Origin of the sequence: Mammaliicoccus sp. I-M35 (assembly GCF_022386455.1) — a bacterium.
Taxonomy (GTDB): Bacteria; Bacillota; Bacilli; order Staphylococcales; family Staphylococcaceae; genus Mammaliicoccus; species Mammaliicoccus sciuri_A.
Genome location: NZ_JAJNIL010000002.1, coordinates 136,560 through 152,350 on the forward strand (window position 1 = coordinate 136,560; position 15,791 = coordinate 152,350).

Below are 15,791 nucleotides of genomic sequence, written 5' to 3' on the forward strand. Positions count from 1 at the left end.
AATTTCGAAGGGTGAAAAACATGAGAAATAACTTAGGAAAAGTTCAACTACCGCTCCAAACCTTTAGTTTAATGGCAGGATTCATGGTTTGGAGTATACTTGCACCTTTAATGCCTTATATTACACAAGATATAAGTGTAGAAGAAGGTCAGAAAGCCATTATTTTAGCAATACCCGTTATTTTAGGATCGATTTTAAGAATACCAATTGGCTACTATACGAACTTATTAGGTTCTAGACTTGTATTTTTAGTGAGTTTTATTATTTTATTATTTCCAGTATTTTATTTAAGCCAAGCTCATTCAACTACAGGATTGATGGTTGCAGGATTCTTTATAGGTCTCGGTGGTGCAATCTTTTCAGTAGGTGTTACTTCTATTCCTAAATATTTTCCAAAAGAAAAGCATGGTTTTGCGAATGGTATTTATGGAATGGGGAATTTAGGGACAGCTGTATCATCATTTTTAGCGCCTCCAATAGCAGGCATTATCGGATGGCAACATACTGTACAACTTTATTTAATCGTATTACTTATCTTCGCAGTATTAATGTTTATCTTTGGAGATAAAGAAGAACCTAAAGTAAAAATTCCAATGATTTCACAAACGAAACAAGTCATCAATAACTATAAACTTTACTATTTTAGTTTCTGGTATTTTATTACGTTTGGTGCATTTGTTGCATTTGGTTTGTTCCTGCCAAACTTTTTAGTGAGTCATTTTGAAATTGATAAAGTAGATGCTGGTATTAGAACAGGTATCTTTATTGCAATCGCAACATTACTTAGACCAATTGGTGGTATGTTAGGAGATAAATTTAATGCTTTAAACGTATTGAAAGTATTCTTTATCGGTTTAATAGCAGGTGCAATCGTCCTTTCAATATCACATCATCTCATTTTGTTTACAATTGGATGTTTGACGGTAAGTGTTTGTGCAGGTATTGGTAATGGACTTGTATTTAAACTTGTGCCGACATACTTCACAAAAGAAGCAGGTGTTGTAAACGGAATCGTATCTATGATGGGTGGACTCGGCGGATTCTTCCCACCATTAATGATAACGTTAGTAACGAGTTTGACTGGTTCAAATCATTTAGCATTCTTTATGCTTGCTATATTTGGTGTGCTTGCACTCATTACAATGATGCATATGACTAAAATAGAAAGAAAGCATGTTTAGTTGTTTGTCTTAAAAAATTAAAAAGGCTGAGGCAATGTTTTGCCTCAGCCTTACAATTAATTGAGGATAAAAGCGTTTAACTCTATAATAGAGTTAAAGAGATTCGTGAAAGGTTGATATAAATGAACGAACGTTATTCTCGTCAAATTTTATTCGATAAAATTGGAGAACAAGGTCAAGAAAGAATTGAACAAGCGAGTGTCACTATTGTAGGCATGGGTGCACTTGGTACACATGTTGCTGAACAGTTGACTAGGTCGGGTATAAAGAGACTCAATATTATTGATCGAGATTATGTTGAATCGTCAAACTTACAAAGACAAACATTATTTATAGAGAATGATATTAAAGAAATGCTACCTAAAGTTGTAGCAGCAGAAAGACATTTAAAGAAAATTCGTGAAGACATTACAATAAAATCTTATATTGCGCAATGTGATGCAAAATTATTACATGAAGTTGCGCGTTACTCAAACATTATTATTGATGCGACAGATAATTTTAATACGAGACAAATTATTAATGATTTTGCGTACAAGATGAATATTCCGTGGATATATGGCGCATGCTTAGAATCTACTTATGTTCAAGCGACTTTTGTGCCTAGTGAAACACCTTGCTTCAACTGTGTATTGCCACAATTGCCAGTGATTAATAGAACTTGTGACACAGTAGGGGTGATAAACCCTGCAGTTACAATGGCAGCAAGTTTACAAGTTGCAGATGCACTTAAAATATTGGCTGGTTATTCATTTACACCTAAAATTACGTACGGTGACGTTTGGTTCGGTGAACATCAATCATTTGGATTTGCACAAATGAAACGAGACGATTGTGAGACTTGTGGAGCAGAACCAACTTATTTAAAATTATCAAATTCAGATAAACAACTGACTGAATTATGTGGTCGTCATACTGTTCAATATATAAACGAGAAGCTTAATCGACCAGCTATTGAAAAGTTTGTTGCTCAAAATGGATTATTGCATCGTTCTAATGCGTATATGATTCAGTATTTATACGATGACCATCGTGTCGTAGCATTTAATAATGGTAGGTTATTAATTCATGATTTGGATTCTGTAGAAGAAGGCAGACAGTTTGTTGAGAATATGTTTGGATAGGAGTTAAATCGATGAGTGTAGTTAATAGAATAGATCGTCTTATAAATGTGGCAGTTTTAACCGTAAGTGATACGAGAACGAAAGAAACAGATAAAGGTGGACAACTTGTTCAACAATATTTGAAAGATCTCAATGTTGAAAATAAAGAAGGGCATTATCAAATTGTTAAAGATGATGTCACTGAAATTCAAACGCAAGTGAATGAGTGGCTTAATAATGATGTTGACGCCATTATTACAACTGGCGGTACAGGTATTAGTCAAAGAGATGTGACGATCGAGGCGATTAAGCCTTTACTAGATAAAGAAATAGAAGGATTCGGTGAGATATTTAGATATTTAAGTTATACAGAAGATGTAGGTACGAGAGCGATACTTTCTAGAGCAATTGCAGGTACAGTCGGGCATCAAGTTATTATTTCAATACCGGGTTCTACAGGTGCAGTTAAATTAGCAATGGAAAAGCTCATAACTAAAGAATTGAATCATTTAGTACATGAGCTTAATAAATAACTATTGGCGTTTGAAGTCGCCATTTTTGCCACCAGTCTTATAAGATAAATATGTTTCACCAATAACCATGCCTTTATCAACGGCTTTACACATATCATATATTGTTAAAGCTGTAACACTTGCAGCAGTTAAAGCTTCCATTTCTACACCTGTTTGACCTTTCGTCTTAACGGTTGCTGAAATATTTATTGTGTATGGTTCATCTTTATCCCATTCATAAGAGATATCGATGCCTGTTAATTGAAGTGGGTGACACATAGGTATCAATTGGTTTGTATTTTTAGCAGCCATAATGCCAGCAATTTGTGCTGTACCAAGTACATCGCCTTTTTTATTTGTTGCATTTTTTATTTGATCATAGATTGTTTGATTTACTTTAATACTTGAGTTTGCAATTGCGATACGTGTGCTTGTTTCTTTATCTGAGACATCGACCATTTTTGCATGGCCTTGCTCATTAAAATGTGTAAATTCAGACAAAATCATCATCCTTTCTAAAGATATTATAACATGTAAGTTTAAATAAATTGATAGGGAGTGTAGACAATTGACAGTTGAAATGAGAACACCTATACCAGTGAAAGAAGCAATTGAACGTGTTATTAAAGTAGTAAAGCAGTTAGAGACAGAAACAGTATCAATAAATGAAAGTTTAAACTATATACTTGCTGAAGATATTAAAGCAACTTACGATATTCCTCGATTTGATAAATCACCTTATGATGGATTTGCAATTAAAAGTGCTGATTCTAAAGGGGCATCAGGAGACAATAGAATATCATTTAAAGTTGTAGATCATATCGGTGCTGGAACAGCTTCAAATGTGACTTTAAATAGTGGAGAAGCGGTACGTATTATGACTGGTGCACCTATACCTGAAGGTGCAGATGCAGTTGTAATGTTTGAACAAACAGTGGAAACAGAAACAGGATTTACTATTCGTAAACCATTTACGGAAGGCGAAAATGTCGCGTTTCAAGGAGAAGAATGTAAAGAAAATGAATACGTCTTACATAAAGGTCAACGTATTAACAGTGGTGTTATTGCAGTGTTGGCAACATTTGGTTACCAAACTGTTAAAGTATCTAAAAAGCCTACCGTTGCCGTTATCGCAACAGGTAGCGAGTTAGTAGGACCAAATGAACCATTAGAACCAGGCAAAATTAGAAATTCAAATGGACCTATGATTGAATCGTTATGCAAAGAAGTTGATATCGAAGCTACTACATATAAGATTCAAGAAGATAATCTACAAGGTTGTATTGATATTGTTGAAAAAGCAATGTCTGAGCATGATATCGTGATTACAACTGGTGGCGTATCAGTAGGAGACTTCGACTATTTACCGAAAGTGTATGATGCAATTGGTGCAACAGTGCTCTTTAATAAAGTGCAAATGAGACCGGGTAGCGTAACAACGGTTGCTTACAAAGGTGAGAAGATGTTGTTTGGTTTATCAGGCAATCCATCAGCTTGTTACTCAGGATTTCATTTATTTACTAAGCCAACCATTCAAAAAATGATGTCTGCAGATGCTATATACCCGGTCATTATAGATGCGAAGTTGAATGAAGACTTTAAAAAAGCCAACCCATTTACGAGATTTATAAGAGGTAAATTATCATTCACTTCACAAGGTGTTTATGCTGAGCCTTCAGGATTTAATAAATCAAATGCGGTTGTCGCAATTGCTAAAAGTAATGGTATGATTATTTTACCTGGTGGAACAAGAGGCTACCAAAAAGATGATGATGTGAAAGTTCTATTAACGGATCATCAGTCATATGAAAGTAAATTAACACTATGAAGATATTACAAATAGTTGGTTATAAAAATAGTGGTAAAACAACATTAATAAATGAATTAATTAAAGAATGTCGCAGTCAGCAATTAACAGTATCTACAATTAAACATCATGGGCATGGTGCAGACGAAATTTCTTTAAATCATAAAGAAGTAGACAGTTTAACGTTTATTAATAGCGGTGCTAAAGAAAGTATCGTGTTGGGTAAACAATTAATAGAGAGAGTAACGTATGAAGAGAAGTCGTTGCAGCAAATAATAGATGAAGATTTGTCTGTTGAGCCTGATGTGCTATTAATTGAAGGATTTAAGCATGATCATTTTCCAAAAGTACTTTTGACGAAGCAATCTGAAGATTTAGCACAAACATTACAAAATATTGTATATCAGTTTGATGCGTTTAATCTTGAAGAAAAGAAAGACTTTATAGTTTGGTTTGAAAATTGGTTGAAAAAGTAGGTGTAGAAGTGAAACAATTTGAAATCGTCAATGATCCAATAAATCCTGAACAATACAGAAACTGGACACTTAATGAAAAACAAGGTGCAGTTGTTGTCTTTACAGGCCATGTGAGAGAATGGACAAAAGGCATTAAGACAGAGTACTTAGCTTATGAGGCATACATCCCAATGGCAGAGAAGAAATTAGCTCAAATAGGTGATGAAATTAAAGAAAAATGGCCAGGTACAATAGTTGCAATTGCACATAGAATTGGTGAATTACAAATATTAGATATAGCTGTTGTTATCAGTGTATCTTCACCGCATAGGCAAGATGCTTATAAGGCAAATGAATATGCGATTGAAAGGATTAAAGAAATCGTACCAATCTGGAAAAAAGAAATATGGGAAGATGGAGAAGAATGGCAAGGCAGTCAAAAACAATACCATTCTTCTATTCAAATGGAGGGTGAATAATGAAAGTATTTTATTTTGCTCATTTAAAAGAAATAATAAACATAAATGAAGAGCAAATAACTCTTAACCAAGACTACTCTGTGTTAAACTTTAAGCAATATTTAGTTGAGAAGCATCCAGAGTTAAATGATGAAACTTTTCAAGTTGCTGTAAATGAGGAATTTGTGCAAGAATCAAGTGTTATAACAGACCAAGATGTTGTTGCATTGATTCCACCAGTTAGTGGAGGGTAAAGAGAAAATGATAGCAATAGTTCTAGCTGGCGGTAAGTCCAGTAGATTCGGTTCACCAAAAGCGTTAGCGACAATTAATGGAGAAGTTTTTTATGAAAAAATCATTCAAACTTTAAATCAAACGAATTTATTTGAAAAAGTTGTGATTAGTACGAGTGAAGAATTGAAAGATTCATTCAATCACCATAATGTTGTCGTAGATTTATCAAAGTACAAAAATAATGGTCCTTTAGGTGGGATATATAGCGTGATGCAAAAACATGATTCGGAATGTTATTTTGTGATTGCTTGCGATACACCTAAAATTACCGAAAAAGCGATTAGTCATCTGTATCAATTTTTTATTTCGCGTGTAATGGAAGAACAGCTAGATATTGCTGGATACGAAGCAAATGGTAAAAAAATGCCGACGTTAGCATTTTATAGTCATCGTGTCGAAGCGGACATTAAAGAAGCGTTAGACCATGAAGCTTTTAGAATGAAAGATATATATGAAAAGAAACCTTCACAATGGTTAGATGTATCAAATGTGAAAGATTCAACTAATTGGTACCAAAATATAAATTACATTGAAGATTTAGAAAAAGCTGAGTCTTAACGATTGTATAGGTAGAGGGGGCGTTACGATGCATCAACCTATCAAAGATAAATTAGGAAGACCAATTAGAGATTTGAGAATATCGGTTACCGACCGATGTAATTTTCGTTGTGATTACTGTATGCCTAAAGAAATTTTTGGGGATGATTACGTCTTCTTACCTAAAGAAGAATTATTGAGTTTTGAAGAAATTACGAGATTATCTAAGCTATACAGCTCACTTGGTGTAAAGAAAATTAGAATTACAGGCGGAGAGCCGCTTCTAAGACGAAATCTATATGAGCTTGTAGAAGCTTTGAACAAAATAGAAGGTATAGAAGACATCGGACTAACAACAAATGGTATGTTGTTAAAAAAACATGGATTGAATTTATACAATGCAGGACTACGAAGAGTGAATGTAAGTATAGACGCAATGGATGATGAATTATTTAAATCGATTAATAATCGTCAAATATCCGCTTCTCAAATACTCGATCAAATAGATTATGCAGTGAGAATTGGTTTAAAAGTTAAAGTGAATGTCGTGATCCAAAAAGGGGTGAACGACCAAGAAATACTGCCACTTGTTGAGCATTTTAAAGAGAAAAACATTATCGTAAGATTTATAGAATTTATGGATGTAGGTAATGATAACGGGTGGAATTTTGATAAAGTCGTCACTAAGAAAGAAATGTTAAATATCATTTCTTCAGCCTATGATGTAGAACCAGTGGACGCCAATTATTTTGGAGAAGTTGCAACATACTATCGCCATAAAGATAACGGCGCACAATTTGGTTTGATCACGAGTGTGTCAGCATCATTTTGTTCATCATGTACACGAGCAAGAATTTCATCTGACGGTAAATTTTATGGCTGTTTATTCGCTGAAAAAAATGGTTATGATATAAAATCAGAGCTAAGAAGCGGCAAGACAGACGAAGAATTATTAAGCACATTAAAGTATTTATGGAATATAAGAGATGACAGATACTCAGATGAACGAACAGCAGCTACAGTAGCAAGACGAAAGAAAAATAAAATTAATATGAACTATATAGGTGGTTAGATTAGAAGTTAGGGACAGAATTCCGAGAAATGTCCGTAAGAGGTGCTGTTAGGGACAGAATTCTGAGAAGTGTCCGTAAATGAGCGCCCATCTAATTACCACAATTCAGAATAATGGTAGTTAGCACATTCATAAATATCTAAAAACAAGCTAGGACAGTCCCAATGTCCTAGCTTGTTTATTATTTCATAAAATATTTTCCGATAATCATATCTAACGTTTCTTTTGAAAGTACGAGTGTTTGTTCGTTTGCTTTTTTGAGCATTTCTGCAGTATTCTCATCATTAAATTTGATAGATTTAGAGAAGTAAGGTGCAAATACATCGATAAAACTATTTAACACTCTTTCTTCGTCTGTTATTGTGTTTATCTCACTCATTGGTGCAACTTCTAATTGATGGAAATCTAGGTGTTTCTTAATTGTTTCAAATATAAAGTCATTTGATGGTGGGTTCTGATTGGTTGCATGATAAATCTTATGATTTTCTGCATAATCACATGCTACTGTGAGTACTTGTACAACATAATCAACGGGTACGAAATTCGACGTATGACTTGCATCTCCAAATAGTCTATATATTGCATGATCTTTCTTTTTTTCTACACGTCTTTTGAAGACTTTTAATGCTTTCATAAAGCCATACAGCGTAAAGTTTGAATCAGCTTCTCCTGTTATGGAATCGCCTATTATAATTGCTGGACGTATGATTGATGTTGCCATTGTTTTTCTTTGCATCACGATATGTTCAGCTTTAATTTTAGTCGCTTCATAAGGATTATTTGTAGGTGAATCGATTGAATGTAGTACTTCATTACCGAGTTCTTGTTCACCAACCGTATAGGCTGTTGAAACATATAATAAATGCTTTGTTTGTATTTGTTCTGCTAAGTCCAAAGCATGTTGTGTACCGATATAATTGATTTGATAAAGATCATCTGCAAGTTCGAAATTAAATTTGACGAGTGCAGCTAAATGATAAAATTTATCTATTTGAGGTATCGTTTCAATATCACTTTCAGACACGCCACATAATGTTTCTGTAATGTCTCCGTTAATAAAGTGAATTCTTGAATGATACGATGGATTTAATTTATTGAGCAATTGGTCTTTCTTCTGCTCACTCCTGTATAATACATAAAATTGCTTTTGTGCATCTTTTGCAAGTGATTGTATTAACTCTGCACCTACAAATCCTGTAGCACCTGTTAAAAAAATGTTCATGTTTCCACTCCGATTCTAAGTTTCTGACTATATTTTGAACGATGACTATCTGAAAGTAAAGTATTTTAATAAGTGTTCACATATAACATTGCTATTTGAAAATTGTTAAGCAATAATATTAGGTAATAGATATAAAAGGAGCGTATTTCATGAACGAACAAAAGATGGCTAAGCCTTCATTATTTTTAATCGTCATTCTCGGTTTATTAACCGCATTTGGACCATTTTCAATAGATATGTATTTACCAGCATTACCAGAAATTAGTCGTGATTTTGATACTACAACGTCAAATACACAATTGACGCTCACACTCTTTATGGTTGGTTTAGCAGTTGGACAAGTATTTGTCGGGCCACTATCTGACTTTATAGGACGTAAACGACCACTCATGGTTGCATTGATTGTATATACAGTAGCTTCAATATTATGCGTATTTGCACCTAATATATACGTCATGATGGCATTACGATTTGTACAAGGTTTTACTGGTGGGGCAGGGGCAGTTATTTCCCGGGCAATTTCCAGTGATTTATATAAAGGTAAAGCTTTAACGAAATTCTTGGCGATATTAATGCTTGTTAATGGTGTAGCACCTATTTTAGCACCTGTATTGGGTGGTATTATATTATCATTTTCAACTTGGAAAGTTGTCTTTATTTTATTAACGATATTCGGCTTTATTATGTTTAGTTTATCTTCAGTAAAATTGACAGAATCATTACCTGTAGAAGAACGTTCATCAGGTAGAATCAGTGAAGTGCTAACAGACTTTAAAAATTTACTCAAAAGTCCAAAATTTTTAATGCCTTTATTTATACAAGGATGTACATACGCGTTGTTATTTAGTTACATATCCGCTTCATCATTCATAACGCAATCTGTCTATCATATTTCACCGTTAGCTTTTAGTTGTATGTTTGCTTTTAATGGTCTTGGATTAATATTATCAGGTCAAATTATTAATAAATTAGTCGACTATTATGATGAACATGTACTTATGCGTTTATTCGGAATGATTCAAATTATAGGTGTGATTATCGTTTCAATCACATTGATGAACGGTTTATCCATTTGGATATTAATGATTGGATTCTTTATACTCGTTAGTCCAGTATCTGCAATTGGTACAACTGGTTTTTCTATTGCAATGGCTAACAATAAAGGCGGCGCAGGAAGTGCTGCGAGTTTATTAGGATTATCTCAATTTCTATTCGGTGGTATCGTTTCACCGTTAGTGGGTATAAAAGGAGAACATGAAGTATATCCATATGTCCTGACAATTATTATCGTTTCAATATTGCTGATTATTTTATTCTTTGTTAATAGTAAAGTGTTTAAAAGAGCAGCTTAAAAGTAGGAGGGTATGTACATGAATTTAAAGTTTGATCATATTATTCATTACGTAGACGGTATAGAATCAATTGAATTTCCACATCAGTATATACAAGCCATCCAAGGCGGTAAACATACGCAATTAGGAACTTACAATCAATTAAGTTATATAGATTTACATTATATAGAGTGGATTGACGTCTTTGATGCAGATTTAGCACGTTCATATGCTCAAACAGAAGAAGGCAGATTAAGCTTTGCGAATACGTTTAAAGATACGCATGTACAAGAAGGATTTAAAAGGATCTGCCTTAGAACACAAAATATCGATAACGTGAAGGCTCATCTAGAGCAATTTGATTTAGATATTGTAGGCCCAATTGAAATGTCGAGAACGAAACCAGACGGCACAACGATACAATGGCAATTACTATATTTAGATGATAAGCAAGATTTAAATTTACCATTCATCATTCAGTGGGGAGAAAGTGATGAAGAACGAGTAGCATCTTTAAAAGCTCATTTTCATGATGACTTAACAATTGATGAAGTGACGATTCAAGTGAACAATCTTCAAGAATCGAGTCAAAATTGGCAATCATGGTATGGTTTGAAAGAGCTTGAGAAAAGCGAAGAATATGTTAAGTTAAGCTTTAAAGAAGATGATGTTGTCATTAAACTTACAGAGGATGTAGAGGAGAAATACACGACATTATCACTCTCATCAACAAATATAAAAAAAGACACGCGCATTTTATTTAAAGGCGCGTGTTACGAATTCAAAGCTAATTAGCATAAACACTGAGATAGACGCTTTGAACAATAATGCCTAAATGCACGAGTGCAATTAAGGCACTTATAATGGCTATAAATAATATAGATTTGCGAGCGTTCTCAAGAATAAAGACAATGCTTAATAGCAAGGTGAAGGCAACAGTTATGATACGATAGCTTAAATAATTAATTGTGCTATCAAAATTTAGACTGACCGCAATCAGTATGACATTTATGATAATAAAAAGCGTTAGAACAAGTTGTCTCATATATTTCAATCCTAACTGTATGTTTTATATGACAAGTATAACAAATATTGGTCTTTTGCGTGAAATTATAGTACGTTTCATTGTATAATTAAAAGACGAATTGATAAAAAGGAGATTTATAAATGACGATAAAGAAAATGAATATCACTCATGAGCAACATGATGAATTTGTAAAGCAACATCCAAATGGTGATATGTTGCAACTTACAAAGTGGGCAGAATCCAAAAAGCTTACAGGTTGGTATTCTCGTCGTATAGCAGTGGGCGATGGTGAAAAGATAACAGGTGTAGCACAACTTTTATTTAAGAAAGTGCCAAAGCTACCTTATACATTATGTTACATATCTAGAGGTTTTGTTGTTGATTATAAAGACGAAACATCTGTTAAAGTACTTTTTGAATTATCTAAAGAAATCGCACGTAATGAGAAAAGTTATGCCATTAAAATTGACCCAGATATAGAAGTGGATCAATCTGAAGGTGTTCTTGAATATTTAACTTCATTAGGATTTGAACATAAAGGTTTTGAAGATGGATTAAGTAAGAAATATATCCAACCTAGAATGACGATGATCACAAAAATCGATCAACCTGAAGAAGACTTAATGCAAAGCTTTGATAAACGAAACCGCTCACGTGTTAGAAACTCTTTAAAAAGAGGTACTGAATTAGTTATTGGTAACCGTGATGACTTAAAAATCTTTGCGAAAATCATGGAAGAAACAGGCGAGAGAGACAATTTCTTAACAAGAGATGTTTCATACTTTGAGAATATTTATGATCATTTACATCCAGATGGCGACTGTGAATTATTCTTAGTTAAAGTTGTGCCAGATACAGTCTTAAAAGACTTATTTAAAGAACGTGATGCACTACTTGAAGAAAAAGAAAAATTAGCAAATAGAAGACAAACTAAGAAAGTCGTTAATCAGTTAAATGATGCTGATGAAAAATTAGGTAACTTTGAAAAACGAATTCAAGAAATGGAAGAGTTAAAAAGTAAAAAACCAGATGGCGTGTATTTATCTGGTGGTATCTTAATCTTCTCAGGTAAGAAATCGTATTATTTATATGGTGCGTCATCAAATGAATATCGTGAATTTTTACCAAATCACCGCATGATTATTGAAATGATGCGTTTTGCTAAAGAAAAAGGCGCTACTAAGTTCGACTTCGGTGGTACGGATAATAACCCAGACCAAGACCATGAACATTATGGATTATGGGCTTTCAAGAGAGTTTGGGGCACTTATTTAAGTGAGAAAATCGGTGAATTTGATTATGTATTAAATAAACCACTTTATACTGCAATCGAGAAAGTGAAGCCAGCAGTAGTCACTTACAAAAGAAAAATCGAAAAGAAAATCAAAAGAAACTAGACATAAGATTAAGGCACTAAAACTTTAAATTATTAAAATTTTAGTGCTTTCTTTATGTATAAGGTATGTTTTAGCGTTAAATTATTATACAATTATTTACAAATCATAAATTAGGGGGAAATTGAGTGGTTCAAAAAATGATCAAGTTCTCGCTGAATAATAAATTTGCTATTTTGCTTATGACGATTATTATTTTGCTTGGCGGCATATATTCAGCGTTTAAAATGAAACTAGAGTTATTACCGGATATTACAACACCTGTTATAACAATTACGACACCATATCCAGGTGCAACACCTGAAAGTGTTCTAGAAAATGTAACAGAACCAGTTGAAAAAGAAGTTCAAAATCTAGAAGGCGTACAAAATGTCACAAGTCAGTCTTTAGAAAATGCTTCAGCAATTACATTAGAATATACATATCAAACAGACATGGATGAAGCTGAGACTGAATTAAGAAAGAAATTAGAAGCGTTAGATTTACCTGATGGTGTTCAAGATCCGGATATGAGTAGAATGTCTATGTACTCATTTCCAGTTGTGAGTTATTCAATTTCTGATAAAGATGATGATCTTGAAAAAGTCACAAAACAAATGCAATCAGACTTAATACCTAAACTTGAAAAAGTAGACGGCGTACAAAATGTATCATTGTCAGGTCAAACATTAGAAGAAGTCAATTTAGAATTTGACCAAAATGAATTAACGAAACGTGGTATGAGTGAAGATGAAGTACTTCAATATATCGACGGTGCTACGAAAGAATCACCTTTAGGTTTATATACATTTGGTGATGATTTGAAATCAATCGTTGTAGATGGAAGGTTTACTTCAATTAAAGCGCTAAAAGACTTAGAAATACCTATGACAGGTGGCGCTTCAAGTGGTGGAGGGCAAAGTGCAGCAAGTCAATCACAACAAGGCCAGCAAGCTCAACAAGGTCAAGAGGGTTCTGAATCAAGTGATAGTAGCGCATCTCAAAGTATCCCATCTGTAAAATTATCTGATATCGCAGATGTTAAACAAGAGAAGAAACGAGATTCAATTTCTAAGACGAATGGTAAAGATGCTTTAGCGCTTCAAGTAACGAAATCTACAGATGCCAATTTAGTAGATGTCGTTGATAATGTAGACAAAGAACTTGAAGCTTATAAGAAAGATCATAAGAACATAGAATCTGTACAATTGATGGAAACAGCATCAACAATTAAAGACTCAGTATCGACGATGGTTGAGAAAGCTTTAATCGGTTCTATCGTTGCAGTTATTATCATTATGTTCTTCTTAAGAGATATTAAATCAACTATTATCGCGATGGTTTCTATTCCAATGTCATTATTAATGGCACTCATTGGTCTAAAAGCGATGGATGTTTCATTAAATATCTTAACTTTAGGGGCATTAACAGTTGCAATTGGACGTGTTATTGATGACTCCATTGTTGTTATAGAGAATATTTATCGACGCATGTCGGATAAAGGTGAAGAACTGAAAGGTAGTAAACTGATTACAAGTGCGACGAAAGAAATGTTTATTCCAATCATGTCTTCAACAATCGTTACAATTGTCGTATTCTTACCGTTAGCTTTTGTAACTGGACAAATTGGAGAAATGTTTAGACCATTTGCTTTAGCAGTAGCATTTAGTTTACTAGCTTCACTACTCATAGCATTAACAATAGTGCCAGTACTTTCACACATTTTCTTTAGAAATGGGATTAAGAAAGCTAAGAAAGAAAGAGGACATTGGTTAGCGGATAAATACAAAGGTATTTTAAAATGGAATTTAAATCATAAATGGCTCGTTATTGTATTAAGTATTGTGCTTGTTATCGCAAGTATTGCACTTGTATTTACACCTTATATCGGTAAATCGTTTATCGATACAGGTGAAGATAAAATGTTAGCACTAACTTATAAACCTTCACCAGGTGAAAAAGAAGATCAAGTTGTTAAAAACGGTGAACAAGCTGAGAAATATTTATCAAAAGATAAAAACGTAGAATTTGTTCAGTATAGTGTAGGCGGAGAAAATCCATTTAATCCATCTGCCAAAAATGACATGGCTTTAATGGTTAAATACGATAAAGATACACCTAACTGGGATAATGTCGGTAAAGAAGTTATGGATCATATCGGTAAATTCAACCATAAAGGTGAATGGAAACAACAAGATTTCTCTACTGGCGGTACAGCGAACGAAGTATCTGTAAAAGTATCAGGTCCATCAACTGAAGCAATAGAAGGTACAGTTAAAGACGTAGAGAAAGAAATGAAGAAAGTTAAAGGTGTAGAAAACGTAAGTTCGAACCTTTCTAAATCTTATGAGCAATACGATGTGAAAGTCGATCAAAATAAAGCGAGCAAATTAGGACTTTCAGCTGGTCAAATTGCTATGACGCTTAATCAAACTACACAAGAAAAAGTTGTTACTAAATTAAATGATGATGGTAAATCTATCGATGTTAAACTGACTAAGAAAGAAGAAACTGATTGGTCAGAGAAGAAATTAGAAGATACTAAGATTACATCTCCATTAGGTAAAGATGTGAAACTAAGTGATATTGCGACATTGAAGAAAACAACTTCACCAGATACAATCACAAGAGAAAATGACAAAATTTCTGTTTCTGTAGATGCTAAAATCACTGCAGACGATGTTGCTAAAGTAACAACAGATGTTAATCAAAAAGTTTCTAAAATTGATACACCAACAGATGTTGAATTAAATGTTGGCGGCACAAACGATGACATCAACGAAGCAATAGAACAATTATTGCTTGCGATGGGTGCAGCCATTCTAATCGTATATTTAGTAATCGTATTAACATTCAAAGGTGGATTAGCACCATTTGCAATATTATTCTCATTACCAGTATCTATTATTGGTGTAATCGCAGGACTGTTAATTACACAAGAAACTATATCCGTACCAAGTATGATTGGTATGTTAATGTTGATTGGTATTGTTGTAACGAATGCAATTGTATTAATAGATAGAGTGATTAATATGGAAGAAGCGGGCATGTCTACAAGAGAAGCATTAATAGAAGCAGCAGGCACGCGTTTAAGACCTATCTTAATGACAGCTATTGCGACAATCGGGGCATTAGTACCACTATTATTTGGTGGCGGAAGTTCTGTCCTTATTTCAAAAGCATTAGCAATTACAGTAATAGGTGGATTAATTTCTTCAACATTATTAACACTATTAGTTGTGCCAATTTCATATGAAATCATTATGAAATTTAAGCGAGCAATATTTAAAAGACCAAAAGAACGTATAGAATAGATGATTAACCCCTCCATGTTTGTGAGACATGGAGGGGTTTTTGTATATAGTAAATATATTGGTGCCGTTAGTAACAAAAGTCGGGAGAAGTGTAACTAAGGGCGG

15 protein-coding genes are annotated in these 15,791 nt (G+C 33.6%); 13 read left to right on the top strand and 2 right to left on the bottom strand.

Going from position 1 to position 15,791, the window contains the following annotated elements:
- Window positions 1-20: 20 nt before the first annotated feature.
- The 3 genes from LQ679_RS03275 to LQ679_RS03285 all read left to right on the top strand — a co-directional run bounded on the left by LQ679_RS03275 (window position 21) and on the right by LQ679_RS03285 (window position 2,817).
- The gene (locus LQ679_RS03275; RefSeq protein ID WP_239762081.1) at window positions 21-1,181 is read left to right on the top strand and encodes a nitrate/nitrite transporter; all 1,161 of its coding nucleotides are present in this window, start codon (window positions 21-23) and stop codon (window positions 1,179-1,181) included.
- 122 nt (window positions 1,182-1,303) lie between these two features.
- Window positions 1,304-2,305 carry a ThiF family adenylyltransferase gene (locus LQ679_RS03280; protein ID WP_239762082.1) on the top strand — a complete coding sequence of 334 codons (1,002 nt, stop codon included), beginning with the start codon at window positions 1,304-1,306 and terminating at the stop codon, window positions 2,303-2,305.
- Between the two features lie 11 nt (window positions 2,306-2,316).
- Window positions 2,317-2,817 carry a MogA/MoaB family molybdenum cofactor biosynthesis protein gene (locus LQ679_RS03285; RefSeq protein ID WP_275589880.1) on the top strand — a complete coding sequence of 167 codons (501 nt, stop codon included), beginning with the start codon at window positions 2,317-2,319 and terminating at the stop codon, window positions 2,815-2,817.
- Here LQ679_RS03285 and moaC read toward each other — a convergent pair whose 3' ends face one another.
- Complete coding sequence (moaC, locus tag LQ679_RS03290; protein WP_239762083.1) at window positions 2,818-3,297, bottom strand: cyclic pyranopterin monophosphate synthase MoaC; 480 nt, start codon at window positions 3,295-3,297, stop codon at window positions 2,818-2,820. It abuts the gene before it with no gap.
- A gap of 67 nt (window positions 3,298-3,364) precedes the next feature.
- Here moaC and LQ679_RS03295 point away from each other — a divergent pair, with 67 nt between their 5' ends.
- Genes LQ679_RS03295 through moaA form a run of 6 tightly spaced genes read left to right on the top strand, consistent with a single transcriptional unit; the run spans window position 3,365 to window position 7,419 of the window.
- On the top strand, window positions 3,365-4,624 hold the full coding sequence (locus tag LQ679_RS03295; protein WP_239762084.1) for a molybdopterin molybdotransferase MoeA: 1,260 nt from the start codon (window positions 3,365-3,367) through the stop codon (window positions 4,622-4,624).
- A complete protein-coding gene (mobB, locus tag LQ679_RS03300) occupies window positions 4,621-5,079 on the top strand; it encodes a molybdopterin-guanine dinucleotide biosynthesis protein B (protein ID WP_126477758.1) in 459 nt (152 codons plus the stop codon). The genes LQ679_RS03295 and mobB overlap by 4 nt, the downstream gene beginning before the upstream one ends.
- A gap of 8 nt (window positions 5,080-5,087) precedes the next feature.
- Window positions 5,088-5,537, top strand: a complete 450-nt coding sequence (locus LQ679_RS03305; RefSeq protein WP_239762127.1) for a molybdenum cofactor biosynthesis protein MoaE — start codon at window positions 5,088-5,090, stop codon at window positions 5,535-5,537.
- Window positions 5,537-5,770 (top strand): molybdopterin converting factor subunit 1, encoded by a 234-nt coding sequence (gene moaD, locus LQ679_RS03310; RefSeq protein WP_239762085.1) that lies wholly within the window; start codon window positions 5,537-5,539, stop codon window positions 5,768-5,770. The genes LQ679_RS03305 and moaD overlap by 1 nt, the downstream gene beginning before the upstream one ends.
- A 7-nt stretch (window positions 5,771-5,777) precedes the next feature.
- Window positions 5,778-6,368, top strand: coding sequence for a molybdenum cofactor guanylyltransferase MobA (mobA, locus tag LQ679_RS03315; RefSeq protein WP_049320020.1), 591 nt, complete (start codon window positions 5,778-5,780; stop codon window positions 6,366-6,368).
- Window positions 6,369-6,396: 28 nt separating this feature from the next.
- On the top strand, window positions 6,397-7,419 hold the full coding sequence (moaA, locus tag LQ679_RS03320; protein WP_037589029.1) for a GTP 3',8-cyclase MoaA: 1,023 nt from the start codon (window positions 6,397-6,399) through the stop codon (window positions 7,417-7,419).
- 181 nt (window positions 7,420-7,600) lie between these two features.
- On the opposite strand, the gene LQ679_RS03325 is transcribed toward moaA, so the two are convergent.
- Window positions 7,601-8,641, bottom strand: a complete 1,041-nt coding sequence (locus LQ679_RS03325) for an SDR family oxidoreductase (protein WP_239762086.1) — start codon at window positions 8,639-8,641, stop codon at window positions 7,601-7,603.
- A gap of 149 nt (window positions 8,642-8,790) precedes the next feature.
- On the opposite strand from LQ679_RS03325, the gene LQ679_RS03330 reads away from it, so the two are divergent.
- From LQ679_RS03330 to LQ679_RS03345, 4 genes are all read left to right on the top strand, one after another.
- Complete coding sequence (locus tag LQ679_RS03330) at window positions 8,791-9,993, top strand: putative multidrug effflux MFS transporter TcaB (RefSeq protein ID WP_049320023.1); 1,203 nt, start codon at window positions 8,791-8,793, stop codon at window positions 9,991-9,993.
- 18 nt (window positions 9,994-10,011) lie between these two features.
- Complete coding sequence (locus tag LQ679_RS03335) at window positions 10,012-10,767, top strand: VOC family protein (protein ID WP_239762087.1); 756 nt, start codon at window positions 10,012-10,014, stop codon at window positions 10,765-10,767.
- 378 nt (window positions 10,768-11,145) lie between these two features.
- Entirely contained in the window at window positions 11,146-12,396 is a 1,251-nt protein-coding gene (locus LQ679_RS03340) for a lipid II:glycine glycyltransferase FemX (RefSeq protein ID WP_048541317.1), read from the top strand.
- Between the two features lie 125 nt (window positions 12,397-12,521).
- On the top strand, window positions 12,522-15,686 hold the full coding sequence (locus tag LQ679_RS03345; protein ID WP_341715389.1) for an efflux RND transporter permease subunit: 3,165 nt from the start codon (window positions 12,522-12,524) through the stop codon (window positions 15,684-15,686).
- Window positions 15,687-15,791: the final 105 nt, after the last annotated feature.